General features: G+C 58.0%; 27 protein-coding genes. 23 read left to right on the top strand and 4 right to left on the bottom strand.

Features of this window, described 5'->3' with window-relative positions:
* Positions 1–17: 17 nt before the first annotated feature.
* From eutM to eutR, 12 genes are all read left to right on the top strand, one after another.
* A complete protein-coding gene (gene eutM, locus OOJ60_RS09995) occupies positions 18–308 on the top strand; it encodes an ethanolamine utilization microcompartment protein EutM (protein WP_000387720.1) in 291 nt (96 codons plus the stop codon).
* 123 nt (positions 309–431) lie between these two features.
* Positions 432–719 carry an ethanolamine utilization microcompartment protein EutN gene (gene eutN / locus OOJ60_RS09990; protein ID WP_042290880.1) on the top strand — a complete coding sequence of 96 codons (288 nt, stop codon included), beginning with the start codon at positions 432–434 and terminating at the stop codon, positions 717–719.
* An 11-nt stretch (positions 720–730) separates the two neighbouring features.
* Positions 731–2,134: an aldehyde dehydrogenase family protein gene (locus OOJ60_RS09985; protein WP_205612497.1), complete on the top strand. Its 1,404-nt coding sequence runs from the start codon at positions 731–733 to the stop codon at positions 2,132–2,134.
* A 10-nt stretch (positions 2,135–2,144) separates the two neighbouring features.
* Positions 2,145–2,984: an ethanolamine utilization protein EutJ gene (gene eutJ / locus OOJ60_RS09980; protein ID WP_199956601.1), complete on the top strand. Its 840-nt coding sequence runs from the start codon at positions 2,145–2,147 to the stop codon at positions 2,982–2,984.
* On the top strand, positions 2,974–4,161 hold the full coding sequence (eutG, locus tag OOJ60_RS09975; protein WP_205612496.1) for an ethanolamine utilization ethanol dehydrogenase EutG: 1,188 nt from the start codon (positions 2,974–2,976) through the stop codon (positions 4,159–4,161). The genes eutJ and eutG overlap by 11 nt, the downstream gene beginning before the upstream one ends.
* Before the next feature lie 60 nt (positions 4,162–4,221).
* Entirely contained in the window at positions 4,222–5,448 is a 1,227-nt protein-coding gene (gene eutH, locus OOJ60_RS09970; RefSeq protein ID WP_042290876.1) for an ethanolamine utilization protein EutH, read from the top strand.
* Positions 5,445–6,848 carry an ethanolamine ammonia-lyase reactivating factor EutA gene (gene eutA / locus OOJ60_RS09965; RefSeq protein WP_205612495.1) on the top strand — a complete coding sequence of 468 codons (1,404 nt, stop codon included), beginning with the start codon at positions 5,445–5,447 and terminating at the stop codon, positions 6,846–6,848. Before eutH ends, eutA begins: the two co-directional genes overlap by 4 nt.
* A gap of 11 nt (positions 6,849–6,859) precedes the next feature.
* Entirely contained in the window at positions 6,860–8,221 is a 1,362-nt protein-coding gene (gene eutB / locus OOJ60_RS09960) for an ethanolamine ammonia-lyase subunit alpha (RefSeq protein ID WP_012906585.1), read from the top strand.
* A gap of 20 nt (positions 8,222–8,241) precedes the next feature.
* On the top strand, positions 8,242–9,138 hold the full coding sequence (gene eutC / locus OOJ60_RS09955) for an ethanolamine ammonia-lyase subunit EutC (protein WP_042290872.1): 897 nt from the start codon (positions 8,242–8,244) through the stop codon (positions 9,136–9,138).
* A gap of 10 nt (positions 9,139–9,148) precedes the next feature.
* Complete coding sequence (gene eutL / locus OOJ60_RS09950; protein ID WP_042290871.1) at positions 9,149–9,808, top strand: ethanolamine utilization microcompartment protein EutL; 660 nt, start codon at positions 9,149–9,151, stop codon at positions 9,806–9,808.
* 12 nt (positions 9,809–9,820) lie between these two features.
* The gene (eutK, locus tag OOJ60_RS09945) at positions 9,821–10,321 is read left to right on the top strand and encodes an ethanolamine utilization microcompartment protein EutK (RefSeq protein ID WP_181822780.1); all 501 of its coding nucleotides are present in this window, start codon (positions 9,821–9,823) and stop codon (positions 10,319–10,321) included.
* Between the two features lie 46 nt (positions 10,322–10,367).
* The gene (gene eutR, locus OOJ60_RS09940; RefSeq protein ID WP_181822781.1) at positions 10,368–11,420 is read left to right on the top strand and encodes an HTH-type transcriptional regulator EutR; all 1,053 of its coding nucleotides are present in this window, start codon (positions 10,368–10,370) and stop codon (positions 11,418–11,420) included.
* 64 nt (positions 11,421–11,484) lie between these two features.
* On the opposite strand, the gene hemF is transcribed toward eutR, so the two are convergent.
* Together hemF and amiA are read right to left on the bottom strand one after the other, a co-directional pair.
* On the bottom strand, positions 11,485–12,384 hold the full coding sequence (hemF, locus tag OOJ60_RS09935; RefSeq protein ID WP_199956605.1) for an oxygen-dependent coproporphyrinogen oxidase: 900 nt from the start codon (positions 12,382–12,384) through the stop codon (positions 11,485–11,487).
* Positions 12,385–12,386: 2 nt separating this feature from the next.
* Complete coding sequence (gene amiA, locus OOJ60_RS09930; protein ID WP_042290865.1) at positions 12,387–13,256, bottom strand: N-acetylmuramoyl-L-alanine amidase AmiA; 870 nt, start codon at positions 13,254–13,256, stop codon at positions 12,387–12,389.
* A gap of 213 nt (positions 13,257–13,469) precedes the next feature.
* Here amiA and OOJ60_RS09925 point away from each other — a divergent pair, with 213 nt between their 5' ends.
* The 4 genes from OOJ60_RS09925 (at position 13,470) to OOJ60_RS09910 (ending at position 15,961) form a co-directional block, all read left to right on the top strand.
* Entirely contained in the window at positions 13,470–13,895 is a 426-nt protein-coding gene (locus OOJ60_RS09925) for a GNAT family acetyltransferase (RefSeq protein WP_181822783.1), read from the top strand.
* Complete coding sequence (locus OOJ60_RS09920) at positions 13,882–14,331, top strand: DUF2919 domain-containing protein (protein ID WP_060570560.1); 450 nt, start codon at positions 13,882–13,884, stop codon at positions 14,329–14,331. Before OOJ60_RS09925 ends, OOJ60_RS09920 begins: the two co-directional genes overlap by 14 nt.
* 59 nt (positions 14,332–14,390) lie before the next feature.
* Positions 14,391–14,966, top strand: coding sequence for an RpoE-regulated lipoprotein (locus OOJ60_RS09915; protein WP_042290861.1), 576 nt, complete (start codon positions 14,391–14,393; stop codon positions 14,964–14,966).
* A 95-nt stretch (positions 14,967–15,061) separates the two neighbouring features.
* Positions 15,062–15,961 carry a Dyp-type peroxidase gene (locus tag OOJ60_RS09910; RefSeq protein ID WP_042290859.1) on the top strand — a complete coding sequence of 300 codons (900 nt, stop codon included), beginning with the start codon at positions 15,062–15,064 and terminating at the stop codon, positions 15,959–15,961.
* A 91-nt stretch (positions 15,962–16,052) separates the two neighbouring features.
* Here OOJ60_RS09910 and pbp4b read toward each other — a convergent pair whose 3' ends face one another.
* Together pbp4b and murP are read right to left on the bottom strand one after the other, a co-directional pair.
* Positions 16,053–17,351 (bottom strand): penicillin binding protein PBP4B, encoded by a 1,299-nt coding sequence (pbp4b, locus tag OOJ60_RS09905; RefSeq protein ID WP_205612494.1) that lies wholly within the window; start codon positions 17,349–17,351, stop codon positions 16,053–16,055.
* 3 nt (positions 17,352–17,354) lie between these two features.
* On the bottom strand, positions 17,355–18,788 hold the full coding sequence (murP, locus tag OOJ60_RS09900; RefSeq protein WP_199956609.1) for a PTS N-acetylmuramic acid transporter subunit IIBC: 1,434 nt from the start codon (positions 18,786–18,788) through the stop codon (positions 17,355–17,357).
* Between the two features lie 257 nt (positions 18,789–19,045).
* Here murP and murR point away from each other — a divergent pair, with 257 nt between their 5' ends.
* The 7 genes from murR to cysM all read left to right on the top strand — a co-directional run bounded on the left by murR (position 19,046) and on the right by cysM (position 25,763).
* Positions 19,046–19,906, top strand: coding sequence for an HTH-type transcriptional regulator MurR (murR, locus tag OOJ60_RS09895; RefSeq protein ID WP_042290854.1), 861 nt, complete (start codon positions 19,046–19,048; stop codon positions 19,904–19,906).
* A gap of 125 nt (positions 19,907–20,031) precedes the next feature.
* A complete protein-coding gene (gene ucpA / locus OOJ60_RS09890) occupies positions 20,032–20,823 on the top strand; it encodes an SDR family oxidoreductase UcpA (RefSeq protein ID WP_042290853.1) in 792 nt (263 codons plus the stop codon).
* A 153-nt stretch (positions 20,824–20,976) separates the two neighbouring features.
* The gene (cysP, locus tag OOJ60_RS09885; RefSeq protein ID WP_205612493.1) at positions 20,977–21,993 is read left to right on the top strand and encodes a thiosulfate/sulfate ABC transporter substrate-binding protein CysP; all 1,017 of its coding nucleotides are present in this window, start codon (positions 20,977–20,979) and stop codon (positions 21,991–21,993) included.
* Positions 21,993–22,826, top strand: a complete 834-nt coding sequence (gene cysT, locus OOJ60_RS09880; RefSeq protein WP_042290851.1) for a sulfate/thiosulfate ABC transporter permease CysT — start codon at positions 21,993–21,995, stop codon at positions 22,824–22,826. Before cysP ends, cysT begins: the two co-directional genes overlap by 1 nt.
* Positions 22,826–23,701 (top strand): sulfate/thiosulfate ABC transporter permease CysW, encoded by an 876-nt coding sequence (gene cysW / locus OOJ60_RS09875; RefSeq protein WP_060570567.1) that lies wholly within the window; start codon positions 22,826–22,828, stop codon positions 23,699–23,701. Before cysT ends, cysW begins: the two co-directional genes overlap by 1 nt.
* Positions 23,691–24,785, top strand: coding sequence for a sulfate/thiosulfate ABC transporter ATP-binding protein CysA (gene cysA / locus OOJ60_RS09870; protein ID WP_205612492.1), 1,095 nt, complete (start codon positions 23,691–23,693; stop codon positions 24,783–24,785). The genes cysW and cysA overlap by 11 nt, the downstream gene beginning before the upstream one ends.
* Positions 24,786–24,851: 66 nt before the next feature.
* Positions 24,852–25,763 carry a cysteine synthase CysM gene (gene cysM / locus OOJ60_RS09865; protein ID WP_042290846.1) on the top strand — a complete coding sequence of 304 codons (912 nt, stop codon included), beginning with the start codon at positions 24,852–24,854 and terminating at the stop codon, positions 25,761–25,763.
* Positions 25,764–25,770 lie beyond the last annotated feature (7 nt).

Genomic DNA, 25,770 nt, shown 5'->3' with positions numbered 1-25,770 from the left:
CATGAGAGGAAAACACAATGGAAGCTTTAGGAATGATTGAAACCCGGGGCCTGGTTGCACTGATTGAGGCCTCTGATGCGATGGTGAAAGCCGCGCGCGTGAAACTGGTTGGTGTGAAGCAGATTGGTGGTGGTCTGGTGACCGCGATGGTGCGCGGCGACGTCGCGGCGTGCAAAGCGGCAACGGATGCTGGCGCCGCCGCCGCGCAGCGCATTGGCGAGCTGGTCTCCGTACATGTTATCCCACGTCCGCATGGCGATCTGGAAGAAGTCTTCCCGATCAGCTTCAAAGGCGACAGCAACATCTAAGCATGACACGTGGTGCCGGATGGCGCTGTGCTTATCCGGCCTACGGGAGACCACCCACGGCGTTCGGATTGTGTAGGCCGGATAAGACGCCAGGCGCGGTCATCCGGCAACAAGGAGGCGGGTATGAAACTGGCTGTCGTTACAGGACAAATCGTCTGCACCGTCCGCCATCAGGGACTGGCCCACGACAAGCTGCTGATGGTCGAGATGATTGATGCTGCGGGCAACCCGGACGGGCAGTGCGCTGTCGCTATCGACAGTATCGGCGCGGGAACCGGCGAATGGGTACTGCTGGTCAGCGGCAGCTCGGCGCGTCAGGCGCACCGCAGTGAAGCCTCGCCAGTGGATCTGTGCGTCATTGGCATCGTCGATGAAGTGGTGGCGGGCGGTCAGGTGATTTTCCATAAATAGGACTGAACATCATGAATCAACAGGACATTGAACAGGTGGTAAAAGCGGTGCTGCTGAAAATGAAGGACAGCAGCCATCCGGTGGCCGCCGTTCATGAAATGGGCGTTTTTGCCTCCCTGGATGATGCGGTGGCAGCCGCAAAAATCGCCCAGCAGGGGCTGAAAAGCGTGGCGATGCGCCAGCTTGCGATTCACGCCATTCGTGAGGCGGGCGAAAAACACGCCAGAGAACTGGCGGAGTTTGCCGTCAAAGAAACCGGCATGGGCCGTGTCGAAGATAAAGTGGCCAAAAATATCGCCCAGGCGCGCGGCACGCCGGGTGTGGAATGTCTGTCGCCGCAGGTACTGACCGGTGATAACGGACTGACCCTGATTGAAAACGCGCCGTGGGGCGTGGTGGCCTCGGTGACGCCGTCCACCAACCCGGCGGCGACGGTGATTAATAACGCCATCAGCCTGATTGCTGCCGGCAACAGCGTGGTGTTTGCCCCGCATCCGGCGGCGAAAGGCGTTTCACAGCGCGCCATCACCCTGCTCAACCAGGCGGTGGTGGCGGCGGGCGGCCCGGAGAACCTGCTGGTCACGGTGGCGAATCCGGATATCGAAACCGCCCAACGGCTGTTTAAGTACCCGGGCATCGGCCTGCTGGTGGTCACTGGCGGCGAAGCGGTCGTCGAAGCCGCCCGTAAACACACCAACAAGCGGCTGATTGCCGCAGGGGCCGGTAATCCGCCGGTGGTGGTGGATGAGACCGCCGACCTCTCGCGCGCCGCCGAATCCATCGTGAAAGGCGCGTCCTTTGATAACAACATTATTTGCGCCGACGAGAAGGTATTGATTGTCGTCGACAGCGTTGCCGACGAATTGATGCGCCTGATGGAAGGCCAACAGGCGGTGAAACTGACCGCCGCGCAGGCCGAACAGCTTCAGCCGGTACTGCTGAAAAATATTGATGAACGCGGCAAAGGCACCGTCAGCCGTGACTGGGTGGGCCGTGACGCGGCGAAAATCGCGGCAGCCATTGGTCTGAAGGTTCCTGAGCTAACCCGGTTGCTGTTTGTCGAAACGCCCGCCAGTCATCCTTTTGCCGTCACCGAACTGATGATGCCGGTGCTGCCGGTCGTACGGGTGGCAAATGTCGATGAGGCGATCGCGTTGGCGGTTGAGCTGGAAGGCGGCTGTCACCATACGGCGGCTATGCACTCGCGCAATATCGACAACATGAACCAGATGGCCAACGCCATTGATACCAGCATTTTCGTCAAAAACGGGCCGTGCATTGCCGGGCTGGGGCTGGGCGGTGAAGGCTGGACCACGATGACCATCACTACGCCAACCGGGGAAGGGGTCACCAGCGCGCGCACCTTTGTGCGTCTGCGTCGTTGCGTGCTGGTGGATGCGTTCAGAATCGTTTAAGGGATAAAACATGGCGCACGACGAACAACGCTGGCTGACGCCGCGACTGCAAAAAGCCGCGCAGCTCTGTAATCAGACGCCCGCTGACAGCGAGTCTCCGCTGTGGCTGGGCGTGGATTTGGGCACCTGCGACGTAGTGTCGATGGTCGTCGACGGCGACGCGCAGCCCGTCGCGGTGTGCCTCGACTGGGCTGACGTCGTGCGTGACGGCATCGTCTGGGATTTCTTCGGCGCGGTCACCCTGGTGCGCCGTCATCTCGATACGCTCGAAAAACGGCTCGGCTGCCGCTTCACCCATGCGGCGACCTCATTCCCGCCGGGCACCGATCCGCGCATTTCAATCAACGTGCTGGAGTCGGCCGGGCTGGAGGTGAGCCACGTGCTGGATGAACCGACTGCAGTGGCGGATCTGCTGCAACTCGATAACGCCGGCGTGGTGGATATCGGCGGCGGCACGACCGGCATCGCCATCGTGAAGCGGGGGGACGTGACCTGGTCCGCCGACGAAGCGACCGGTGGTCATCACATTTCACTGACCCTTGCCGGAAACCGGCGCATCCCGCTGGAGGAGGCCGAGCAGTACAAGCGCAGCAATGCGCAGGAGATTTGGCCGGTGGTTAAGCCGGTGTACGAAAAAATGGCGGAGATTGTCGCCCGGCACATTGAAGGGCAGGGGATTAACGATCTGTGGCTGGCGGGCGGTTCCTGCATGCAGCCGGGGGTGGGCGAACTGTTTCGCCAGCGTTTCCCGACTTTACAGGTGCATCTGCCCCAACACAGCCTGTTTATGACGCCGCTGGCTATCGCTAACAGCGGGAAAGAGAAAGCGGAGGGAATCTATGCAAGCTGACTTGCAGACGGCGCTCTTTCAGGCATTCGATACCCTGAATCTGCAACGCGTGAAAACCTTTAGCGTTCCGCCGGTCACGCTGTGTGGACTCGGCGCGTTGAGCGCTTGCGGACAGGAAGCGCAGACGCGCGAACTCAGCCATCTGTTTGTGATGGTCGACAGTTTTCTGCATCAGGCCGGATTGACCGCGCCGCTTGAGCGCAGCCTGGCGATGAAGGGCGTGGCGATGACGGTCTGGTCGTGTCCACCAGGGGAACCCTGTATTACCGACGTCTGTGCCGCGGTTGCGCAGCTGCGCGAGGCTAAATGCGACGGCGTGGTGGCGTTTGGCGGCGGATCCGTGCTGGATGCGGCAAAAGCGGTCGCGCTGTTGGTCACCAATCCCAGCCTGACGCTGGCAGAGATGACGGAAACCAGCACGCTGCGTCCGCGCCTGCCGCTGATCGCGGTGCCTACCACCGCCGGTACCGGATCGGAAACCACCAACGTCACGGTGATTACCGACGCGGCGAGCGGGCGCAAACAGGTGCTGGCGCATGCCTCTTTGATGCCGGATCTGGCGATTCTTGATGCCGCGCTGACCGAAGGCGTGCCGTCATCGGTCACGGCAATGACCGGTATTGATGCGCTCACTCACGCGGTGGAAGCGTACAGCGCGCTGAATGCCTCTCCGTTTACTGACAGCCTGGCGATTGGCGCGATAGCGATGATCGGCAAATCACTGCCGAAAGCGGTGGGCTACGGACACGATCTCGCCGCGCGCGAAAGTATGCTGCTTGCCTCCTGTATGGCGGGAATGGCGTTTTCCAGCGCCGGACTGGGGCTGTGCCATGCGATGGCGCACCAGCCGGGGGCGACGCTGCACATCCCTCACGGCCAGGCGAATGCCATGCTGCTGCCAACGGTGATGGGGTTTAACCGAATGGTGTGCCGTGAACGCTTTACGCATATCGGGCGGGCGTTGACCAATAAGAAATCGGACGATCGCGATGCCATCACGGCGGTGAGCGATCTGATCGCCGAAGTGGGCCTGACGACGCGCCTCGGCGACGCAGGCGCGGAAGCAGAACATTACAGCGGCTGGGCGACGGGGGCGCTGGAGGATATTTGTCTGCGCACCAACCCACGCACCGCCAGCCGGGAACAGATTATCGACCTGTACACGGCGGCACATTAACAGCCTGATAAGCGTAGCGCCATCAGGCCCACGAATCACAAAAGACAGGGAGTAGAGGCTATGGGAATTAACGAAATCATCATGTACATCATGATGTTCTTTATGCTGATTGCCGCCGTGGACAGGATCCTGTCACAGTTCGGCGGTTCAGCGCGTTTCCTCGGAAAATTCGGCAAAAGCATTGAAGGGTCCGGTGGACAGTTTGAAGAAGGTTTTATGGCGATGGGCGCGCTGGGGTTGGCCATGGTCGGTATGACCGCGCTGGCGCCGGTGTTAGCGAAATTGCTCGGACCGGTGATTATTCCGCTGTATGAAATGCTCGGTGCGAACCCGTCAATGTTCGCCGGTACGCTGCTGGCCTGCGACATGGGCGGTTTCTTCCTCGCCAAAGAGCTGGCGGGCGGCGATGTGGCGGCGTGGCTATACTCAGGGTTAATTCTTGGCGCGATGATGGGGCCAACCATCGTCTTCTCTATTCCGGTGGCGCTGGGGATCATTGAGCCGTCTGACCGCCGCTGGCTGGCGCTCGGCGTGCTGGCGGGCATCGTGACGATCCCCATCGGCTGTATCGCCGGGGGGCTGGTGGCAATGTATTCCGGCGTTGAGATCAACGGTCAGCCGGTGGAGTTTACCTTCGCGCTGATCCTGATGAACATGATCCCGGTGATCATCGTTGCGGTGCTGGTGGCGCTGGGGTTGAAGTTCATTCCGGAAAAGATGATCAGCGGCTTCCAGATCTTCGCCAAATTCCTCGTGGCGCTGATCACTATCGGCCTTGCGGCGGCGGTGATCAAATTCCTGCTCGGTTGGGATCTGATCCCAGGGCTTGATCCGATCTTCATGGCCCCTGGCGACACGCCCGGCGAGGTGATGCGCGCCATTGAAGTGATCGGTTCTATCTCCTGCGTGCTGCTCGGCGCTTATCCGATGGTGCTGTTGCTGACCCGCTGGTTCGAAAAACCACTGATGCGCGTCGGCGGCCTGCTCAAAATCAACAATATGGCGGCGGGCGGCATGGTGGCGACGCTGGCGAACAATATTCCGATGTTCGGCATGATGAAGCAGATGGATACCCGCGGCAAAGTGATCAACTGCGCATTTGCCGTCTCTGCCGCCTTCGCGCTGGGCGACCACTTAGGCTTCGCGGCAGCCAACATGAACGCGATGATTTTCCCGATGATTGTCGGCAAGCTCATTGGCGGCGTCACGGCGATTGGCGTGGCGATGATGCTGGTGCCAAAAGATGAAAATGTCCCGGCAGAAATCGACGTGGAGGCGCAATCGTGAACACTCGCCAGCTACTGAGCGTTGGTATCGATATTGGCACCACCACCACCCAGGTGATCTTCTCACGACTGGAACTGGTCAACCGCGCGGCGGTGTCGCAGGTGCCTCGTTACGAATTCATCAAACGCGAAATTAGCTGGCAAAGCCCGGTTTTCTTTACGCCTGTCGATAAGCAGGGTGGGTTAAAAGAGGTCGAACTCAGGGCATTAATCCTTGAACAATACCAGGCGGCCGGCATCGCGCCGGAAACCGTGGACTCCGGGGCGATCATCATCACCGGCGAGAGCGCGAAAACCCGCAATGCGCGCGGGGCGGTGATGGCGCTGTCGCAGTCGCTCGGCGACTTTGTCGTCGCCAGCGCCGGTCCCCATCTGGAGTCGGTGATTGCCGGACACGGCGCGGGCGCGCAAACCCTTTCAGAGCAGCGGATGTGTCGGGTGCTCAATATCGACATCGGCGGCGGGACGTCGAACTACGCGCTGTTTGATGCCGGAAAGGTCACCGGTACCGCCTGCCTGAATGTGGGGGGCCGTCTGTTGGAAACCGACGGCCAGGGACGCGTGGTTTACGCTCACCAACCCGGTCAGAAGATCGTCGCAGCGCTGTTCGGCGAAGGAACTGACGCCCGCACACTTACTGTGGCGCAGGTCGTTGAGGTGACGCAGCGGATGGCGGAACTGATTGTGGAAATCATAGACGGCACGCCGTCACCGCTGGCGCAGGCGCTGATGCAAACGGCGCTGCTGCCTGCCGGGGCGAAACCTGATGTGATTACGCTTTCCGGCGGGGTGGGCGAATGCTACCGCAACCTGCCCGCCGATCCGTTCTGTTTTGCTGACATCGGACCGCTGTTAGCGACGGCGCTGCACGAACATCCCCGCCTGCGGGAGATGAACGTGCAGTTTCCGGCGCAGACCGTACGGGCCACGGTGATCGGCGCGGGGGCGCATACGCTGTCGCTGTCCGGCAGTACGATTTGGCTGGACGACGTTCAACTGCCGCTGCGCAATCTGCCGGTGGCGATCCCGCAGGATGACGCGGATCTGTTGCATGCCTGGCAGCAGGCGCTCATTCAACTCGATCTCGATCCGCAAAACGACGCTTACGTGCTGGCGCTGCCCGCCTCGCTTCCGGTGCGTTACGCCGCGTTACTGTCGGTCATCGACGCGCTGACCGCCTTTGTCGCGCGTTTTCCCAATCCGCATCCCCTGCTGGTGGTGGCCGAGCAGGATTTTGGTAAAGCCCTGGGCATGTTGTTGCGCCCGCAGTTACAGCAACTCCCGCTGGCGGTCATCGATGAGGTGGTCGTGCGGGCGGGGGACTATATCGACATTGGTACGCCTCTTTTTGGCGGATCGGTTGTGCCGGTGACGGTGAAATCACTCGCATTTCCTTCCTGAGGGAACGACTTATGAAACTAAAGACCACATTGTTCGGCAATGTATATCAGTTTAAGGATGTAAAAGAGGTGCTGGCAAAGGCCAACGAACTGCGTTCGGGGGATGTGCTGGCAGGCGTCGCAGCGCAAAGTTCGCAGGAGCGCGTGGCGGCGAAACAGGTACTGTCAGAAATGACAGTGGCGGATATTCGCAATAATCCGGTGATTGCCTATGAGGAGGACTGCGTGACGCGTCTGATTCAGGATGACGTCAACGAAACCGCTTATAACCGCATTAAAAACTGGAGCATCAGCGAACTGCGCGAGTACGTGTTGAGCGACGAAACATCCGTTGACGACATCGCTTTTACCCGTAAAGGACTCACCTCTGAAGTGGTGGCGGCGGTGGCGAAAATTTGTTCCAACGCCGATCTGATTTACGGCGGCAAGAAAATGCCGGTGATTAAAAAGGCCAATACCACGATCGGTATTCCAGGCACCTTTAGCTGCCGCTTACAACCGAACGACACCCGCGACGATGTGCAGAGTATTGCCGCGCAAATCTATGAAGGGCTTTCTTTTGGCGCAGGCGATGCGGTGATTGGCGTCAACCCGGTCACCGACGACGTGGAAAACTTAAGCCGCGTGCTGGATACCGTTTACGGCGTCATCGACAAGTTCAACATCCCGACCCAGGGCTGCGTGCTGGCGCACGTCACCACCCAGATCGAAGCGATCCGTCGCGGCGCGCCGGGCGGGCTGATCTTCCAGAGTATTTGCGGCAGCGAGAAGGGATTAAAAGAGTTTGGCGTCGAGCTGGCGATGCTGGATGAAGCGCGCGCGGTGGGGGCGGAATTCAACCGCATCGCCGGGGAAAACTGCCTGTACTTTGAAACCGGGCAAGGTTCGGCGCTTTCCGCTGGCGCTAACTTTGGCGCGGATCAGGTGACAATGGAAGCGCGTAACTACGGGCTGGCGCGGCACTACGATCCGTTCCTCGTTAATACGGTGGTGGGCTTTATCGGGCCGGAATACCTCTATAACGATCGCCAGATTATCCGTGCGGGCCTGGAAGATCACTTTATGGGCAAGCTGAGCGGCATTTCGATGGGCTGCGACTGCTGCTACACCAACCATGCCGACGCCGATCAGAACCTCAACGAAAACCTGATGATTCTGCTCGCCACCGCCGGCTGCAACTACATCATGGGCATGCCGCTCGGCGACGACATCATGCTCAACTATCAGACCACCGCCTTCCACGACACCGCAACCGTGCGCCAGCTGCTGAACCTGCGCCCGTCGCCGGAGTTTGAACGCTGGCTGGAAACGATGGGCATTATGGCAAACGGTCGTCTGACCAAACGGGCGGGCGATCCGTCACTGTTCTTCTGATGACGCGGGGATGAGACACCATGGATCAAAAACAGATTGAAGAAATTGTACGTAGCGTGATGGCGTCAATGGGCCAGGACGCGCCACAAACCGCCGCGCCGTCCGCGCAGGGATGCCATAAGCCGCAGTGCGCGGCACCCGTCGCCAGCGAAAGCTGTGAGGTCGATTTAGGATCCGCACAAGCGAAAGCGTGGATTGGCGTTGAGCATCCGCACCGCGCCGACGTGCTCACGGAGCTGCGTCGTAGCACCGCCGCGCGGGTTTGCACGGGGCGCGCCGGGCCGCGCCCACGCACCCAGGCGCTGCTGCGCTTTCTCGCCGATCACTCGCGTTCGAAAGACACGGTGCTGAAAGAGGTGCCGGAAGAGTGGGTGAAAGCCCAGGGGTTGCTGGAGGTGCGTTCGGAAATCAGCGATAAAAACCTGTATCTGACCCGCCCGGACATGGGGCGTCGGCTGAGTCCGGAAGCGGTCGAGGCGCTGAAAGCGCAGTGCGTGATGAATCCGGACGTGCAGGTGGTGGTATCCGACGGTCTTTCCACTGATGCGATCACTGCCAACTATGAGGAGATTTTGCCGCCGCTTCTCGCCGGGCTGAAGCAGGCGGGGCTGAAGGTCGGCACGCCGTTCTTTGTGCGCTATGGCCGCGTGAAGATAGAAGATCAGATCGGCGAGATCCTCGGTGCGAAGGTGGTTGTCCTGCTGGTCGGCGAACGTCCTGGGCTGGGGCAGTCAGAAAGTCTCTCCTGCTACGCGGTCTATTCCCCACGTGTGGCGACCACCGTGGAAGCCGATCGCACCTGTATTTCGAACATCCACCAGGGTGGCACCCCGCCGGTCGAAGCGGCCGCCGTCATTGTCGATTTGGCCAAACGCATGCTGGAGCAAAAGGCGTCCGGCATCAACATGACCCGTTAAAGGAGGCAGCATGCCAGCATTAGATTTGATTCGACCCTCGGTCAGCGCGATGCGCGTGATTGCTTCCGTAAACGACGGGTTTGCGCGCGAACTGAAATTACCGTCGCATATACGTAGCCTCGGTCTCATCACGGCAGACTCTGACGACGTGACGTATATTGCCGCAGACGAAGCGACGAAACAGGCGATGGTGGAAGTGGTGTATGGCCGCTCGCTATACGCCGGCGCTGCCCACGGCCCGTCGCCTACCGCCGGAGAAGTGCTGATTATGCTCGGCGGACCAAACCCGGCGGAGGTTCGCGCCGGACTGGACGCGATGGTCGCCCATATTGAAAGCGGCGCTGCGTTCCAGTGGGCGAACGATGCGGAAGATACGGCATTTCTCGCGCACGTGGTGTCGCGCACCGGTTCGTATCTCTCGTCAACCGCGGGGATTGCGCTGGGCGATCCGATCGCTTATCTGGTTGCGCCGCCGCTCGAAGCGACCTTTGGTATTGATGCGGCGATGAAATCTGCCGATGTTCAACTGGTGACCTACGTGCCGCCGCCGTCGGAAACCAACTATTCCGCTGCGTTTTTAACCGGGAGCCAGGCGGCCTGTAAAGCGGCCTGCAATGCCTTTACCGATGCGGTTCTGGATATCGCCCGTAGTCCCATCCAGCGCGCGTAACGGAGGTTGCCGATGATCAATGCGCTGGGATTACTGGAAGTGGAGGGCATGGTCGCGGCGGTGGATGCCGCGGATGCCATGCTGAAAGCCGCCAACGTTACGCTGCTGAATCACGAAGTGCTTGACCCTGGCAAGGTGACGCTGGTAGTGGAGGGCGATCTGGCGGCCTGTCGGGCGGCGCTGGATGCCGGAAGCGCCGCGGCGCAGCGCACCGGACGCGTCATCAGCCGAAAAGAGATTGGGCGGCCCGAGGATGACACCCAGTGGCTGATCGGCGGGTTTCAGCGTGCATCGGCGCCTCCCGCGCCGAAAACGGCGCCGCAGCCGCCTGGCGTACCAGACAACGCCGATGCGCTGTTGGCAAAACTCGCCGGGGTGCGTCAGGGCATGACGGCGGGCGAGGTCGCCGCGCATTTTGGCTGGCCGCTGGAGCAGGCCCGGGCGGCGCTGGAGCAGCTTTTTACGGACGGGGCGTTGCGTAAACGCAGCAGTCGCTATCGCATAAAAAATTAATCTGTCGGAGGGCCGGGCGTCTCAACAGGCGTCCGGCATAAAGATCATGAAAAAGACCCGTACAGCTAACTTGCACCATCTTTATCATGAAGCATTACCCGAAGACGTAAAACTGACGCCGAAGGTGGAAGTGGACAACGTTCACCAGCGGCGAACCACGGACGTGTATGAGCACGCCCTGACCATTACCGCCTGGCAGCAGATTTACGATCAACTGCATCCCGGCAAATTTCATGGTGAGTTCACGGAAATCCTGCTCGATGATATTCAGGTGTTCCGTGAATACACCGGACTGGCGCTGCGCCAGTCATGTCTGGTCTGGCCGAACTCTTTCTGGTTTGGTATTCCGGCGACGCGCGGCGAGCAGGGGTTTATTGGCAGCCAGTGCCTCGGCAGCGCGGAGATTGCGACCCGGCCGGGTGGTACCGAGTTTGAACTGAGTACCCCGGACGATTACACCATTCTTGGGGTGGTGATTTCGGAAGATGTGATCTCCCGGCAGGCCAACTTTTTACATAACCCGGAGCGGGTGCTACATATGCTGCGCAGCCAGGCGGCGCTGGAGGTCAAAGAGCAGCACAAAGCGGCGCTGTGGGGCTTTGTTCAGCAGGCGCTGGCGACGTTTAGCGAGAATCCGGAGAATCTCCATCAGCCCGCTGTACGAAAAGTGCTTGGCGATAACCTGCTAATGGCGATGGGGACGATGCTGGAAGAGGCGCAGCCAATTCATACGGCGGAAAGCGTTAGCCATCAGGGCTACCGCAGGCTGCTGTCGCGGGCGCGGGAGTATGTGCTGGAAAACATGTCTGAGCCGCTGACGGTGCTGGATCTGTGCAATCAACTGCACGTCAGCCGTCGCACGTTGCAGAATGCGTTTCACGCTATTTTGGGGATTGGCCCAAACGCGTGGTTGAAAAGGATCCGCCTGAACGCGGTGCGCCGCGAACTGATCAGTCCGTGGTCGCAAAGCGCCACGGTCAAGGACGCCGCGATGCAGTGGGGATTCTGGCACTTGGGCCAGTTCGCCACCGACTACCAGCAGCTGTTTGCCGAGAAGCCGTCGTCGACGTTACATCAACGAATGCGCCAGTGGATGTGAGGCAATGGCGGCTGCGTGATTGCCGCATGGCGCGCCGCTTATCCAGCCTGCGAAGCGGCGCGACTCACACCCAGTCGCGTACCTGAATAAAGTCACTCAATGCGGCTTCCGGGCTACCGTCTTCCGGCTGCCAGTCGTACTCCCAACGCACCAGCGGCGGCATCGACATCAAAATCGATTCGGTGCGTCCGCCTGTCTGTAACCCAAACAGGGTACCGCGATCCCAGACCAGGTTAAATTCCACATAACGCCCGCGACGATACAACTGGAAGTTACGCTCGCGCTCGCCCCAGGGCATCGCTTTGCGACGTTCGACGATCGGCAGATAGGCGTCGGTATAGCCGTTCCCCACCGCCTGCATAAAGGCGAAACAGCGATCGAAATCCGGTGTGTTCAGATCGTCAAAAAACAGCCCGCCGATGCCGCGCTGCTCATTGCGATGCTTCAGGAAAAAGTAGTCGTCACACCATTTTTTATAGCGGGGGTAGAGCTCGTCGCCAAACGGCAGACACAGATCGCGTGCGGTCCGGTGCCAGTGAACGGCATCGTCGGCAAAACCGTAGTAGGGCGTGAGGTCAAAACCGCCGCCGAACCACCAGACCGGATCGGCACCGGGCTTTTCAGCAATAAAAAAGCGCACGTTAGCGTGGCTGGTGGGAACGTACGGATTGAGCGGATGCACCACCAGCGAGACGCCCATCGCTTCGAAACTGCGTCCGGCCAGCTCAGGACGATGGGCCGTGGCGGAAGCGGGCATCGCCTCGCCATGGACATGGGAAAAATTTACGCCCGCCTGCTCAAAAATGCCGCCGTTACGCAGTACCCGACTGCGTCCACCGCCGCCAGCTTCACGCTGCCAGCTGTCTTCAATGAATGTCGCGCCGTCAATGGCGCTGAGCTGCTGGCAAAGGGTGTCCTGCAAGGTCAGCAGGAACTGTTTAACGCGTTGTGCATCGGGTTTCATATTCAGCGTTTCTTCGAATGGGCTTTCTGGTTATCGAACCAGTGGAAATAACTGACGACGCCATTGGCGATGGCGGTCGCGATTTTCTGCCGGAACGCCGCAGTGCCCAGCAGTCGCTCTTCTTCCGGATTCGTGATAAAGGAGGTTTCTACCAGCACCGACGGTATTGACGGTGATTTTAGCACCACAAACGCCGCCTGTTCCGTGGAACGGCTGTGCAGCTTGTGCACGGGTTTGATCTTCTTAAGAATGTGCGATCCAAGCGTCAGGCTGTTTTTAATGGTGTCCGTCTGCACCAGGTCGAACAACACCTGTTGTAACAGGTGATCCCTGTCGGTGGTTTTTTTACCGGCCACCTCGTCGGCGCGGTTTTCGCGGTCGGAAAGGTATTTCGCCATTGCGCTACTGGCGCCGCGATTAGACAATGCGAACACTGACGCGCCTGAGGCGCTTGGGTTCGTAAAACCGTCGGCGTGGATCGACATAAACAGATCGGCGCCGTGCTTATGAGCGATTTCCACGCGATCGTACAGAGGGATAAACGTATCCCCCGAACGCGTCAGGCGGCAGTCGATTCCCTGGCTGCGTAATATTGAACGCACATTTTTGGCGATCGCCAGCACGACATGTTTCTCTTTCGAGCCGTTGCGACCAATCGCGCCGGTATCAATGCCGCCGTGGCCGGGGTCCAGCACCACGATCCGCTTGCCGCCCGATTTTTTTTTCGCGGGCTGGCTGTGTCCGTTGCTGGTTTTCAGGGGAGCTTCTTTTGCTGTGGCGTGGGTCATCCCCGAAATGGTCAGGGCAGCCAGCCCGGCTTTCAGCACCTGGCGGCGCGATGTGAGTGTTTTTAGGGGTTTAAAAGTGCTCATACGGCCTGAGTTGTAAAAATATTTAATCCAGATGTTATATCGTATCGCGTAATCCGTTACGACTGTTGATGTTGAGAATTGTTTTACTTTTCATTTCAATACATGACAGCTCGCTATTATGCCATTTTTTTCACCGCTTCGCGTCAGATATTGGCTGAATCAACGCTTTGCGCCATAATCTTGGTTTTTAGACCCGAAAAGGCGGCAAATACCATGGAGATACGCGTTTTTCGCCAGGAAGATTTCGAAGAGGTGATCACCCTTTGGGAGCGCTGCGATCTGCTGCGTCCGTGGAACGATCCTGAAATGGATATTGAGCGTAAGCTCAATCATGATGTCAGCTTGTTCCTCGTGGCTGAAGTCAGCGGCGAGGTGGTCGGGACGGTGATGGGGGGATACGACGGCCATCGCGGATCCGCTTATTATCTTGGCGTGCACCCGGAGTTCCGGGGACGTGGTATCGCCAACGCGCTGCTCAACCGGCTGGAAAAGAAGCTCATTGCGCGTGGTTGTCCAAAGGTGCAGATCATGGTGCGCGAGGATAACGACGTGGTGCTCGGCATGTACGAACGGCTGGGCTATGAACATACGGACGTGCTCTGTTTGGGTAAGCGCCTGATCGAAGATGAAGAATACTGAGTTTCATCCTGCTGATTACGACGCGCATGGCCATTTGCGCCTGCCTGCGCTGTTCTGGCTGGTATTGTTGCTGCAGGCCCGAACCTGGGTGCTGTTTGTGATTGCCGGTTCCTCCCGGGAACAGGGCAATACGCTGCTGAATTTGTTTTATCCCGATCACGATAATTTCTGGCTTGGATTGCTGCCTGGCGTCCCGGCGGTGCTGGCTTTCCTTCTTAGCGGGCGGCGCTACGCTTTTCCTGCGATCTGGCGAGGGCTTTACGCGGCACTGATCCTGGCGCAGGCGGTACTGCTGGGCTGGCAGCTTGTGCTATGGCTGCAAGGGGAAGCGGTTAACGGCGTCAGTCTGGCGCTGGTGGTGGCGGATGTCGTGGCGTTGATCTGGCTGATCTCCCATCGTCGGTTACGCGCCTGCTTCACCCTTGAAAAAGAATAACGGCACTTTTTGGCGAACCGGGACTCCAAGCAACGATGATGAATAAAGAAGGAAATGTGATGAAATCGCTGCGTTTGATGTTATGTGCGATGCCGCTGGCGCTGACCGGGTGTTCGACGCTCTCGTCTGTAAACTGGTCTGCGGCGAATCCGTGGAACTGGTTTGGCTCCTCGACGGAGGTGACCGAGCAGGGCGTTGGCGCATTAACTGCCGCCACACCGCTTAATGAACAGGCGATAGCCGACGCGCTGGACGGGGATTATCGCCTGCGCAGCGGAATGAAAATCGCCAACGGCAACGTCGTGCGCTTTTTTGAAGCCATGAAGGACGACAAGGTGGCGATGGTCATTAATGGCGAACAAGGCACCCTTAGCCGCATCGATGTTCTCGACAGCGACATTCCTTCCGAAGCCGGGGTCGACGTGGGCACGCCGTTTAGTGATCTCTACAGCAAAGCCTTTGGCAACTGCCAGCCAGCCACTGATGACGACCGCGTCGCGGTGGAGTGTAAAGCGCAAGGCAGTCAGCATATTAGCTATCTCTTTTCCGGCGAATGGCATGGGCCGGAAGGCTTAATGCCGTCTGATGACACGCTTAAAGAATGGAAAGTCAGCAAGATAATCTGGCGTCGTTAATTTGCGTCTGAACAAACCGCTGCGCGTAAAAACAGGGTAAAATAGCCTCCATCAATGCCACGACCGCGTGGCATTCTCATTTTCCAGGAGGAACGATGTCTCAGGTTCAGAGTGGCATTTTGCCAGAACATTGCCGCGCCGCGATTTGGATTGAAGCGAATGTTAAAGGCGACGTTGACGCACTGCGCAGCGCCAGCAAAGTCTTCGCCGATAAGCTGGCGACGTTTGAAGCGAAATTTCCCGAGGCGCATCTGGGCGCGGTCGTGGCTTTTGGACACGACACCTGGCGTGCGCTGAGCGGCGGCGTCGGGGCCGAAGAGCTGAAAAATTTCATCCCTTACGGTAAGGGACTCGCACCGGCCACCCAGTATGACGTCCTGATCCACATTCTTTCCCTGCGTCACGATGTGAATTTCTCCGTAGCCCAGGCGGCGATGGAGGCCTTTGGCGACTGCGTTGACGTTCAGGAAGAAATCCATGGCTTCCGCTGGGTGGAGGAGCGCGATCTCAGTGGTTTTGTTGACGGTACCGAAAACCCGGCGGGTGAAGAAACGCGTCGTGAAGTGGCGGTCATTAAAGACGGTGTGGATGCAGGCGGCAGCTATGTGTTCGTTCAGCGTTGGGAACATAACCTGAAGCAGCTCAATCGCATGAGCGTTCACGATCAGGAAATGATGATTGGCCGCACGAAAGACGCGAATGAAGAGATCGACGGCGACGCGCGTCCGGCCACCTCTCATCTGAGCCGTGTCGATCTTAAAGAAGACGGTAAAGGGCTGAAAATTGTTCGCCAGAGTCTGCCTTACGGCACCGCGAGCGGCACCCATGGCCTGTACTTCTGCGCTTACTGCGCGCGTCTGCATAACATTGAGCAGCAGTTGCTGAGTATGTTCGGTGACACCGACGGTAAACGTGACGCGATGCTGCGCTTCACCAAACCGGTGACTGGCGGCTATTACTTTGCCCCATCACGGGATCGCCTGCTGGCGCTGTAAGCGAATCAACCTGTAACCTGATAAGCGTAACGCCATCAGGAAAGCCGTGCCGGATAAGGCGTTGTTTGAACCCTTATCCGGTACGATGCGGTCATTTTATCGCCGCGTAGACCTGATCCACTACCCACCCATATGTCGCCATCGGCAGCAGGCCACTCTTGAACAGGTTCGGATTCGTTTGGGGATCGGCAACCGGTGAATGAGGTTTATTGCTCAACATCACAATGGCCAGATGGTTTACCGGATCGATAACGGTAAGCGTCCCCGTCCAGCCTGTGTGACCGTAGGCCTGCGCACTGGCCAACGCGCCAAATGTTGGCGTCATGCTGGCATTCCCGTTAACCCGCCAGCCCAGGCCGAACGTGGCGTCCTGCGCCGAGCGTTGGGTAAACATTTTCACCGTCTCCGGGCTGAACAATCTGACGTTGCCGTAGCCGCCGCCGTTGAGCATGGTTTGCATCAGTACGGCGAGATCGCCGGTGGTGGAAAACAGTCCCGCGTGGCCGGAGACCCCTCCCATCGAGTAGAAGGCTTTTTCATCGTGCACTTCGCCCCATAACGTCGTGGTGCGAATATGCGGGAAATGAATCACGCCATCGCGGGTGTTGCCGTTCAGCTCCGTCGCGGCGATCTGCGGTGGACGAAAGCCTTTCTGAAGGGGATTAAACACCGTATGGCTTAAACCCAGCGGACGATAAATGGCGTTTTCGACATAGTGGTCGAGAGGCTGGTCGGTGATGGACTCGACGATAAAGCCCAACAACATATAGTCGACGTCGCTGTAAATATGCTTCGTGCCGGGGCGGTATTCCAGCGGTGTACGTTTGATCATCGCCAGCGTCGTGGCCTTATCCTGCGAGTACAGTTTCCCGGCGACGGCCTGGTTTGGATACTGCGGGTCAGCGGGGAAGCCGCCGGAGTGATGCAGCAGGTCCGCAATCCGTAACGCATTCTTCCCTTTAATCACATCTTCTGGCGCATCGGCAAAACCAGGAATGTACGTCGAGACGAGATCGTCCGGATGCAGTTTGCCCTCTGACATCAGCTTTTGCAGCGCAAAGTTAGTGGCGTACATTTTGGTGTTGGAGGCGAGGTCGTACAGAGTATCCGTGGTCGCCCTGATAGGCTGAGGCATCAGAACATGACCGTCGTATTTTTTGGCGTCCCCCCACGCCTTGCGATAGACAATATGGTTGTCTTTCACGATGAGCAGATTCACCCCGGGATAGCCCGCCGCCACCTGTTGCGCTATCCAGTTATCCAGCCTGTTCAGACGTTCAGTATCCATTCCGACTTTTTCAGGCGTACTTTCCGTAAGGACCGGAAATGGGGTTGCGCTGAGGCTAAAACTCAGGGCCAGCGCGGACATAAGCAGAAAACGTTTACGCATAATTTAGTCCAGATTGACATTTCGGCAGCCAAACAGCGCGGTAAAAATAAAGCCGCCAACGTAAGCCACCAGCATCCCCCCGGCGTACACCGCCATGGCTGGCAGGATCCCTTGCGCAGAGGTCATTAAAGGCAAGGCCACCAGCCCTGACGGACCGAATGCGCTGTTCAGCCCCATAGGCAAACCTGACCAGGCCACCAGACCGATAAACAGCCCGCCTGCTGCGCCGCCCAGACAGGCGGTAATAAACGGTTTCATTCGCGGCAGCGTCACGCCGTAAATAAGCGGTTCACCGACGCCGAGCAGCCCGGGGATTATCGCCCCGCGGATCTGGCTGCGGATGGCGCTGTGTTTTTCCGCGCGCCAGTAGAGCGCCAGCGCCGCGCCGACCTGACCCGCGCCCGCCATAGAAAGGATAGGGAACAGGCTGTTGAACCCCTGACTGCTCATTAACGCCAGATAAACCGGAATAAACCCCTGATGGACGCCAAACACCACCGCAACCAGAAACAGCCCCGCCAGCACGGCGCAGCCTAACGGGTTACTGTTGAGGTGGATAAACAGCCAGGACATTCCTTCGAACAGCCAGCCGCCGAGCGGCATAATCACCAGGTAGGCCAGTGCGGCGGTGACCAGTAAGGTCAGCGTGGCGGTCAGAAGCATATCGAGATCGTCCGGCATAAAGCGGCGAATGACGTTCTCAATTCGCGCACTTGCCCATGCCGCAATCAGTACGCCGATTATGTTCCCGCGAGGATCGATTGTCAGGCCAAAGAAATCCTCAATGCCTGCGTAATAACCGGTGGTCGCGGCGGGGTTATAGCCCAGCAGAAACAGTGAGGCGATGATGGCGCCGTTTACGCCCGTTCCACCAAAGGCCTGTGCGGCGTTATAGCCAATCAGGATCACCAGGAAGGTGAAAAGTCCTTTACTGAAGACCTTCATAAAGTTCAGCGCGTCGGGCAAGGCGCCCTGCGCATCTGCCGGCACGTGCAACACCGTAGCAAGAAGTGTGGCAATCCCCAGCAGCAGGCCTGCGGCAATAAAACCGGGGATCAGCGGCGTAAAGATGGTGGCAAACCTGGCGAGGAACTGCTGAATGCCGGAGGTCTGTTTCGCTTTGATCTGCTTTTTGGTGTTTGCGGCAATCTCCGCCGCGCCAGCCGTAACGGCAGGGCCGCCGTTTTCAAGGAGGGCATTCATGGCATCCGCTGCCCGCTGCGCTTTGCCGGGGCCAAAAATGACCTGAACCTGATTATCCGACAGCACCACGCCTTTAATGCCTTCCAGCGTTTTGATGCTGGCGTCAACCAGACGACTGTCATGTACCGTCAGGCGTAAACGCGTCATGCAGTTTCCGCACCGGGCAATGTTTTCCGCTCCGCCAACCCGGGAGAGGATTGCCTGCAGGAGATCAACGCTGATTTCTTTTGCCATTCGCTTTATTCCTTCTCCGGTCCCGGGTGAATGCTACCGCCGCCATTTTGTCGAGAGCGCCACAAACTTTACAGCTTAACGGGGCTGCTACTATGGAAAATGAATGGAATCATATATTCTCTGATTTACATCGCAATGGAATCGTTGAATTGCCGTGTGAAGAATGTGAGGGTAGTCATACTCTGGTAAACAATCCGGTATCCTGCCGGGCAGGCGGTAGAATTGAGAAATTCGTTAACAGGGGAGAGTAAGACGACATGTTTTTTCTGGCGAAAATACGCAGCGCTGAAGCAGAATTTACCGACAATGAACGCAAGATCGCTGAATTTCTGTTGGCTCATCTCAACGAGCTAAAAACCGTCTCCTCCCGTCAGCTCGCGAAGCAGTTGCAGGTTAGCCAGTCGAGTATTGTCAAATTTGCCCAAAAGCTGGGGGCGAAGGGGTTTACTGAATTACGAATGGCGCTGATTGAGGAAAACAGCGCCAGGCGCGAAAAAAAACAGGATAAAGCGCTACATCTGCACAGCTCAATCACCAGCGAAGACAGCCTGGAGGTCATTGCCCGTAAGCTGAATCGCGAAAAATTATCCGCCCTGGAAGAGACCAGTGGCCTGATGGATTTCGTCCGGCTGAAACAGGTGATTGAAACCATCAGTCGCGCCGGGTTTATTCAGATAACCGGACTGGGCGGGTCGGCGCTGGTGGGACGCGATCTGTCGTTTAAACTGATGAAGATTGGCTATCGCGTGGCCTGTGAAGCGGATACGCATGTGCAGGTGACGGTTGCGCAGGCGTTGCAGAAGGGCGATGTGCAACTGGCGATCTCCTACAGCGGCGCCAAAAAGGAGATCGTACTGTGCGCGCAAGCGGCGCGCGAACGGGGGGCGACGGTGATTGCCATTACTTCGCTTGCTGATTCCCCGCTGCGCCGGCTGGCGCATTACACGCTGGACACGGTTTCGAGTGAGAAGGCATGGCGCAGTTCATCTATGTCGACGCGTACCGCTCAGAACTCGGTCACCGACCTGCTCTTTGTCGGGTTGGTACAGCGCAATGATGTCGAGTCATTACGAATGATCGAACGCAGCAGTGAGTTGATTAATCTGCTCCGGGATTGATTCCGGCGCATTTTTTCCTAAGATTTACCTTAATTAGTGAGCTGTTCCTCAGCACTTATCTGTTTTTAATGTATTTTCGTTGTTAATGGAGTGTAAGACTTCATATTCACAAGGAGAGCATTGAAATGGGTAAACTCACGGGCAAAACAGCACTGATTACGGGCGCATCGAAGGGCATTGGCGAAGGGATCGCCAGAGTGTTTGCTCGCCACGGCGCGAACTTAATCCTGCTGGATATCTCCGATGAGATTGAAAAGCTGGCGGACGAACTGGGTGGACGCGGTCATCGCTGCACGGCCGTGGTGGCGGATGTAACGGATCCGGCGTCTGTCGCCGCAGCGATCAAGCGAGCGAAAGAGGTGGAAGGACGCATCGATATCCTCGTCAACAACGCGGGCGTGTGTCGCCTCGGCGGTTTCCTCGAGATGAGCGATGAAGATCGCGACTTCCATATTGATGTCAACATTAAAGGCGTCTGGAACGTCACGAAAGCCGTATTGCCGGAAATGGTAAAACGTAAAGATGGCCGCATTGTGATGATGTCTTCGGTGACCGGCGATATGGTGGCCGATCCGGGTGAAACTGCTTATGCGTTATCGAAGGCGGCGATTGTCGGCCTGACCAAATCGCTGGCGGTGGAATTTGCGCAATCGGGGATCCGCGTGAACGCCATTTGCCCGGGCTACGTACGTACGCCAATGGCGGAAAGCATCGCCCGCCAGTCCAACGCGGACGATCCGGAATCGGTGCTGACAGAAATGGCGAAGGCGATACCACTGCGTCGTCTGGCCTGTCCGCTGGAAGTGGGCGAACTGGCGGCGTTCCTGGCCTCCGACGAGTCCAGCTATCTCACGGGCACCCAAAACGTGATTGACGGCGGCAGCACGCTGCCGGAAAGCGTCAGCGTCGGCGTCTGACCGACGTTACACCCCTTCCGCTGACCGGAAGGGGTTCTCTTATTCCCTTTTCAACTTTCAAATCAGCAAACGGTATATAAAACCGTTACTCCTTTCACACTGGTTATAAATATTATGGCTATTAGAAAGTCATTAATTTTATAAGGGTGCGCAATGGCCGTTAACTTACTGAAAAAGAACTCTCTGGCGCTGGTTGCGTCGCTGTTGCTGGTCGGGCAGGCGCAGGCGACGGAACTGCTTAACAGCTCCTATGACGTTTCCCGCGAGCTGTTTGCCGCCCTTAACCCGCCATTTGAACAACAGTGGGCGAAAGATAACGGCGGCGACAAGCTGACCATCAAACAGTCTCATGCCGGTTCTTCAAAACAGGCGCTGGCGATTTTGCAGGGGTTAAAAGCTGATGTGGTCACCTATAACCAGGTCACTGACGTGCAGATCCTGCATGATAAAGGCAAGCTGATCCCGGCGGACTGGCAGAGCCGTTTGCCGAACAACAGCTCGCCATTCTATTCCACGATGGGCTTCCTGGTGCGTAAAGGCAACCCGAAAAACATTCAGGACTGGAACGATCTCGTGCGCTCCGATGTGAAGCTGATCTTCCCAAACCCCAAAACCTCCGGTAACGCGCGCTATACCTATCTGGCGGCCTGGGGCGCGGCAGATAATGCTGACGGTGCCGATAAAGCCAAAACCGAGCAGTTCATGACTCAGTTCCTGAAGAACGTCGAAGTGTTTGATACCGGCGGACGCGGCGCCACCACCACGTTCGCCGAACGCGGGCTGGGCGATGTGTTGATAAGCTTCGAGTCCGAAGTGAACAACATCCGTAAACAGTACGAAGCGCAGGGATTTGAAGTGGTGATACCGAAAACCAACATTCTGGCGGAATTCCCGGTCGCGTGGGTCGATAAAAATGTGCAAGCCAACGGGACGGAAAAAGCGGCGAAAGCGTACCTGAACTGGCTGTATAGCCCACAGGCGCAGACCATCATTACCGGTTTTTATTACCGGGTGAATAACCCGGAAGTCATGGATAAGCTGAAGGATCAATTCCCACAGACCGAACTGTTCCGCGTGGAAGATAAGTTTGGCGCCTGGCCGGACGTCATGAAAACCCATTTCGCCAGCGGCGGCGAACTGGACAAACTGCTGGCGGCGGGGCGTAAGTAATGTTTGCTGTCTCCTCCCGGCGCGTGCTGCCCGGCTTTACCTTAAGCCTGGGCACCAGCCTGCTGTTCGTCTGCCTGATTTTGCTGTTGCCGCTGAGCGCGCTGGTGATGCAGCTCTCGCAAATGAGCTGGGCGCAATACTGGGAGGTCATCACTAACCCGCAGGTGGTCGCAGCCTATAAAGTGACGTTGCTGGCGGCGTTCGTGGCGTCGATTTTTAACGGCGTATTTGGCCTGCTGATGGCGTGGATCTTAACCCGCTACCGTTTCCCGGGGCGCACGCTGCTGGACGCGCTGATGGATCTGCCGTTCGCCTTGCCAACCGCAGTCGCAGGTTTGACGCTGGCTTCACTGTTTTCAGTCAATGGTTTTTACGGCCAGTTTTTGGCGAGCGTCGACATCAAAGTTACGTATACCTGGCTGGGGATTGCGGTGGCGATGGCCTTTACCAGCATTCCGTTTGTGGTACGCACCGTGCAGCCGGTGCTGGAAGAACTGGGCCCGGAATATGAAGAAGCGGCGGAAACGCTGGGCGCAACGCGTCTGCAAAGTTTTCGTAAAGTCGTGCTACCGGAACTGTCGCCTGCGCTGGTGGCGGGAGTTGCCCTGTCCTTTACCCGCAGCCTCGGCGAGTTCGGGGCGGTGATTTTTATCGCCGGGAATATCGCCTGGAAAACGGAAGTGACGTCGCTGATGATTTTCGTGCGGTTGCAGGAATTTGATTACCCCGCCGCCAGCGCGATCGCTTCGGTGATCCTCGCGGCTTCGCTGCTGCTGCTGTTTTCGATTAACACTCTGCAAAGTCGCTTTGGCCGACGCGTGGTAGGTCACTAATGGCGGAAGTTACTCAATTGAAGCGTTATGACGCTCCCCGCATTAACTGGGGAAAATGGCTTCTGATTGGCGTCGGTATGCTGGTTTCAGCGTTCATTTTGCTGGTGCCGATGATTTACATCTTCGTACAGGCGTTCAGCCGTGGGCTGATGCCGGTTATTGAGAATTTATCTGACCCGGACATGCTCCATGCCATCTGGCTGACGGTGCTGATTGCGCTGATCGCGGTGCCGGTGAACCTGGTGTTTGGCGTTCTGCTGGCCTGGCTGGTGACGCGTTTTAACTTTCCCGGTCGCCAGCTTTTGCTCACGCTGCTGGATATTCCGTTTGCGGTATCGCCGGTGGTCGCCGGGCTGGTGTATCTGCTGTTCTATGGTTCCAACGGCCCGCTGGGCGGCTGGCTGGACGAGCATAACCTGCAAATCATGTTCTCCTGGCCGGGGATGGTGCTGGTCACTATCTTTGTCACCTGTCCGTTTGTGGTGCGAGAACTGGTGCCGGTGATGCTCAGTCAGGGCAGTCAGGAGGACGAGGCGGCGATTTTGCTCGGCGCTTCCGGCTGGCAGATGTTCCGCCGCGTAACGCTGCCCAATATCCGCTGGGCGCTGCTGTACGGCGTGGTACTGACCAACGCCCGGGCGATTGGCGAATTTGGCGCGGTGTCGGTGGTGTCCGGCTCAATTCGCGGCGAAACGCTGTCGCTGCCGTTACAGATTGAACTGTTGGAGCAGGACTATAACACCGTTGGCTCCTTTACCGCCGCCGCGCTGCTGACGCTGATGGCGATTATTACCCTGTTTTTAAAGAGCATGTTGCAATGGCGCCTGGAGAATCAGGAAAAACGCGCGCAACAGGAGGAACATCATGAGCATTGAGATTGCCAATATTAAGAAGTCTTTTGGTCGCACCCAGGTGCTGAACGATATCTCGCTGGATATTCCTTCTGGTCAGATGGTGGCGCTTCTGGGGCCGTCCGGCTCTGGTAAAACCACGCTGCTGCGGATTATCGCCGGGCTTGAGCATCAGAGCAGCGGGCATATTCGTTTTCACGGCACTGACGTCAGCCGACTGCATGCCCGCGACCGTAAGGTCGGGTTTGTGTTTCAGCACTACGCGCTGTTTCGCCATATGAGCGTCTTTGACAACATCGCTTTTGGCCTGACGGTGCTGCCGCGTCGTGAACGACCGAATGCGGCCGCTATCAAGACGAAAGTGACCAAACTGCTGGAAATGGTGCAGCTTGCGCACCTGGCGGATCGTTTTCCGGCGCAACTTTCCGGCGGGCAGAAACAGCGGGTGGCGCTGGCGCGCGCGCTCGCCGTTGAGCCGCAAATTTTATTGCTCGACGAACCCTTCGGCGCGCTGGATGCCCAGGTGCGTAAAGAGCTCAGGCGCTGGCTGCGTCAGTTGCATGAAGAGCTGAAATTCACCAGCGTGTTTGTGACCCACGATCAGGAAGAAGCGACCGAAGTGGCGGACCGGGTGGTGGTGATGAGCCAGGGCCATATTGAACAGGCCGACGCGCCGGATCAGGTCTGGCGCGAACCGGCCACCCGCTTCGTGCTGGAGTTTATGGGCGAGGTGAACCGACTGCAGGGCACTGTTCGCGGCGCGCAGTTCCACGTCGGCGCGCACCGCTGGCCGCTGGGTTATACCCCTGCGTATCAGGGGCCGGTCGATCTGTTCCTGCGTCCGTGGGAAGTGGACATTAGCCGTCGTACCAGTCTCGACTCGCCATTGCCGGTACAGGTGATCGAAGCCAGCCCGAAAGGCCACTTTACCCAGTTAGTCGTGCAGCCGCTGGGATGGTATAACGAACCGCTGACGGTGGTGATGCAGGGCGACGATACCCCGGCGCGCGGCGAACGCCTGTTTGTCGGCCTGCAAAATGCCCGGCTGTATAATGGCGAGCAGCGCATTGAGCGCCATGACGATGTGGTATTGGCAGAAATAGCGTAATCCCGGGATGATTTTACCCAGGCCCGATAAGCGTAGCGCCATCGGGCATTGAGTTGGACAAAAGACGTGAACACACTAGAACAAACAATCGGCAATACGCCTTTGGTGAAATTGCAGCGGATGGGGCCGGACAACGGCAGTGAAATCTGGCTCAAACTGGAAGGTAACAATCCCGCCGGGTCGGTGAAAGATCGCGCTGCGCTATCGATGATCGTGCAGGCGGAAAAGCGCGGGGAAATTAAACCAGGCGACGTACTCATTGAAGCAACCAGTGGAAATACCGGGATTGCGCTGGCGATGATTGCCGCGCTGAAAGGCTACCGCATGACCCTGCTGATGCCGGACAACATGAGCCAGGAGCGACGCGCGGCGATGCGCGCCTATGGCGCAGAGCTGATTCTGGTCAGCAAAGAGCAGGGCATGGAAGGGGCGCGCGACTTAGCGTTAGCCATGTCAGAACGCGGAGAGGGTAAACTGCTCGATCAGTTTAACAACCCTGATAACCCGCTGGCGCATTACAGCACCACCGGGCCGGAGATCTGGCAGCAAACTGCCGGGCGCATCACCCATTTTGTCTCCAGTATGGGCACGACCGGCACAATCACTGGCGTGTCGCGTTTTCTGCGCGAGCAGGCGAAGCCTGTCACCATCGTTGGCCTGCAACCGGAAGAGGGCAGCAGTATTCCGGGGATCCGCCGTTGGCCTGCGGAATATATGCCGGGAATATTTAACGCCTCGCTGGTTGACGAGGTACTGGATATTCATCAGCAGGCTGCGGAAAACACCATGCGCGAGCTCGCGGTGCGGGAAGGGATTTTCTGCGGTGTCAGTTCCGGTGGCGCGGTGGCCGGGGCGATTCGTGTGGCGCAGGCGACACCGGGCGCCGTCGTTGTGGCGATTATCTGCGATCGTGGCGATCGTTACCTTTCCACGGGGGTGTTTGGCGAAGAGCATTTCAGCCAGGGGGCGGGGATATAACCAATGC

The sequence above is a fragment of the Citrobacter sp. R4 genome (assembly GCF_026719175.1).
GTDB classification, from domain to species: Bacteria; Pseudomonadota; Gammaproteobacteria; order Enterobacterales; family Enterobacteriaceae; genus Citrobacter_A; species Citrobacter_A sedlakii.
Note: the sequence above shows the minus strand (reverse complement) of the source record. Positions and strands in the feature narration are given on the sequence as shown.

Coding starts and splice junctions, on each gene's coding strand:
- eutM (WP_000387720.1), top strand. CDS start 18: ATGGAAGCTTTAGGAATGATTGAAACCCGGGGCCTGGTTGCACTGATT.
- eutN (WP_042290880.1), top strand. CDS start 432: ATGAAACTGGCTGTCGTTACAGGACAAATCGTCTGCACCGTCCGCCAT.
- OOJ60_RS09985 (WP_205612497.1), top strand. CDS start 731: ATGAATCAACAGGACATTGAACAGGTGGTAAAAGCGGTGCTGCTGAAA.
- eutJ (WP_199956601.1), top strand. CDS start 2,145: ATGGCGCACGACGAACAACGCTGGCTGACGCCGCGACTGCAAAAAGCC.
- eutG (WP_205612496.1), top strand. CDS start 2,974: ATGCAAGCTGACTTGCAGACGGCGCTCTTTCAGGCATTCGATACCCTG.
- eutH (WP_042290876.1), top strand. CDS start 4,222: ATGGGAATTAACGAAATCATCATGTACATCATGATGTTCTTTATGCTG.
- eutB (WP_012906585.1), top strand. CDS start 6,860: ATGAAACTAAAGACCACATTGTTCGGCAATGTATATCAGTTTAAGGAT.
- eutC (WP_042290872.1), top strand. CDS start 8,242: ATGGATCAAAAACAGATTGAAGAAATTGTACGTAGCGTGATGGCGTCA.
- eutL (WP_042290871.1), top strand. CDS start 9,149: ATGCCAGCATTAGATTTGATTCGACCCTCGGTCAGCGCGATGCGCGTG.
- eutK (WP_181822780.1), top strand. CDS start 9,821: ATGATCAATGCGCTGGGATTACTGGAAGTGGAGGGCATGGTCGCGGCG.
- eutR (WP_181822781.1), top strand. CDS start 10,368: ATGAAAAAGACCCGTACAGCTAACTTGCACCATCTTTATCATGAAGCA.
- hemF (WP_199956605.1), bottom strand. CDS start 12,384: ATGAAACCCGATGCACAACGCGTTAAACAGTTCCTGCTGACCTTGCAG.
- amiA (WP_042290865.1), bottom strand. CDS start 13,256: ATGAGCACTTTTAAACCCCTAAAAACACTCACATCGCGCCGCCAGGTG.
- OOJ60_RS09925 (WP_181822783.1), top strand. CDS start 13,470: ATGGAGATACGCGTTTTTCGCCAGGAAGATTTCGAAGAGGTGATCACC.
- OOJ60_RS09920 (WP_060570560.1), top strand. CDS start 13,882: ATGAAGAATACTGAGTTTCATCCTGCTGATTACGACGCGCATGGCCAT.
- OOJ60_RS09915 (WP_042290861.1), top strand. CDS start 14,391: ATGAAATCGCTGCGTTTGATGTTATGTGCGATGCCGCTGGCGCTGACC.
- OOJ60_RS09910 (WP_042290859.1), top strand. CDS start 15,062: ATGTCTCAGGTTCAGAGTGGCATTTTGCCAGAACATTGCCGCGCCGCG.
- pbp4b (WP_205612494.1), bottom strand. CDS start 17,351: ATGCGTAAACGTTTTCTGCTTATGTCCGCGCTGGCCCTGAGTTTTAGC.
- murP (WP_199956609.1), bottom strand. CDS start 18,788: ATGGCAAAAGAAATCAGCGTTGATCTCCTGCAGGCAATCCTCTCCCGG.
- murR (WP_042290854.1), top strand. CDS start 19,046: ATGTTTTTTCTGGCGAAAATACGCAGCGCTGAAGCAGAATTTACCGAC.
- ucpA (WP_042290853.1), top strand. CDS start 20,032: ATGGGTAAACTCACGGGCAAAACAGCACTGATTACGGGCGCATCGAAG.
- cysP (WP_205612493.1), top strand. CDS start 20,977: ATGGCCGTTAACTTACTGAAAAAGAACTCTCTGGCGCTGGTTGCGTCG.
- cysT (WP_042290851.1), top strand. CDS start 21,993: ATGTTTGCTGTCTCCTCCCGGCGCGTGCTGCCCGGCTTTACCTTAAGC.
- cysW (WP_060570567.1), top strand. CDS start 22,826: ATGGCGGAAGTTACTCAATTGAAGCGTTATGACGCTCCCCGCATTAAC.
- cysA (WP_205612492.1), top strand. CDS start 23,691: ATGAGCATTGAGATTGCCAATATTAAGAAGTCTTTTGGTCGCACCCAG.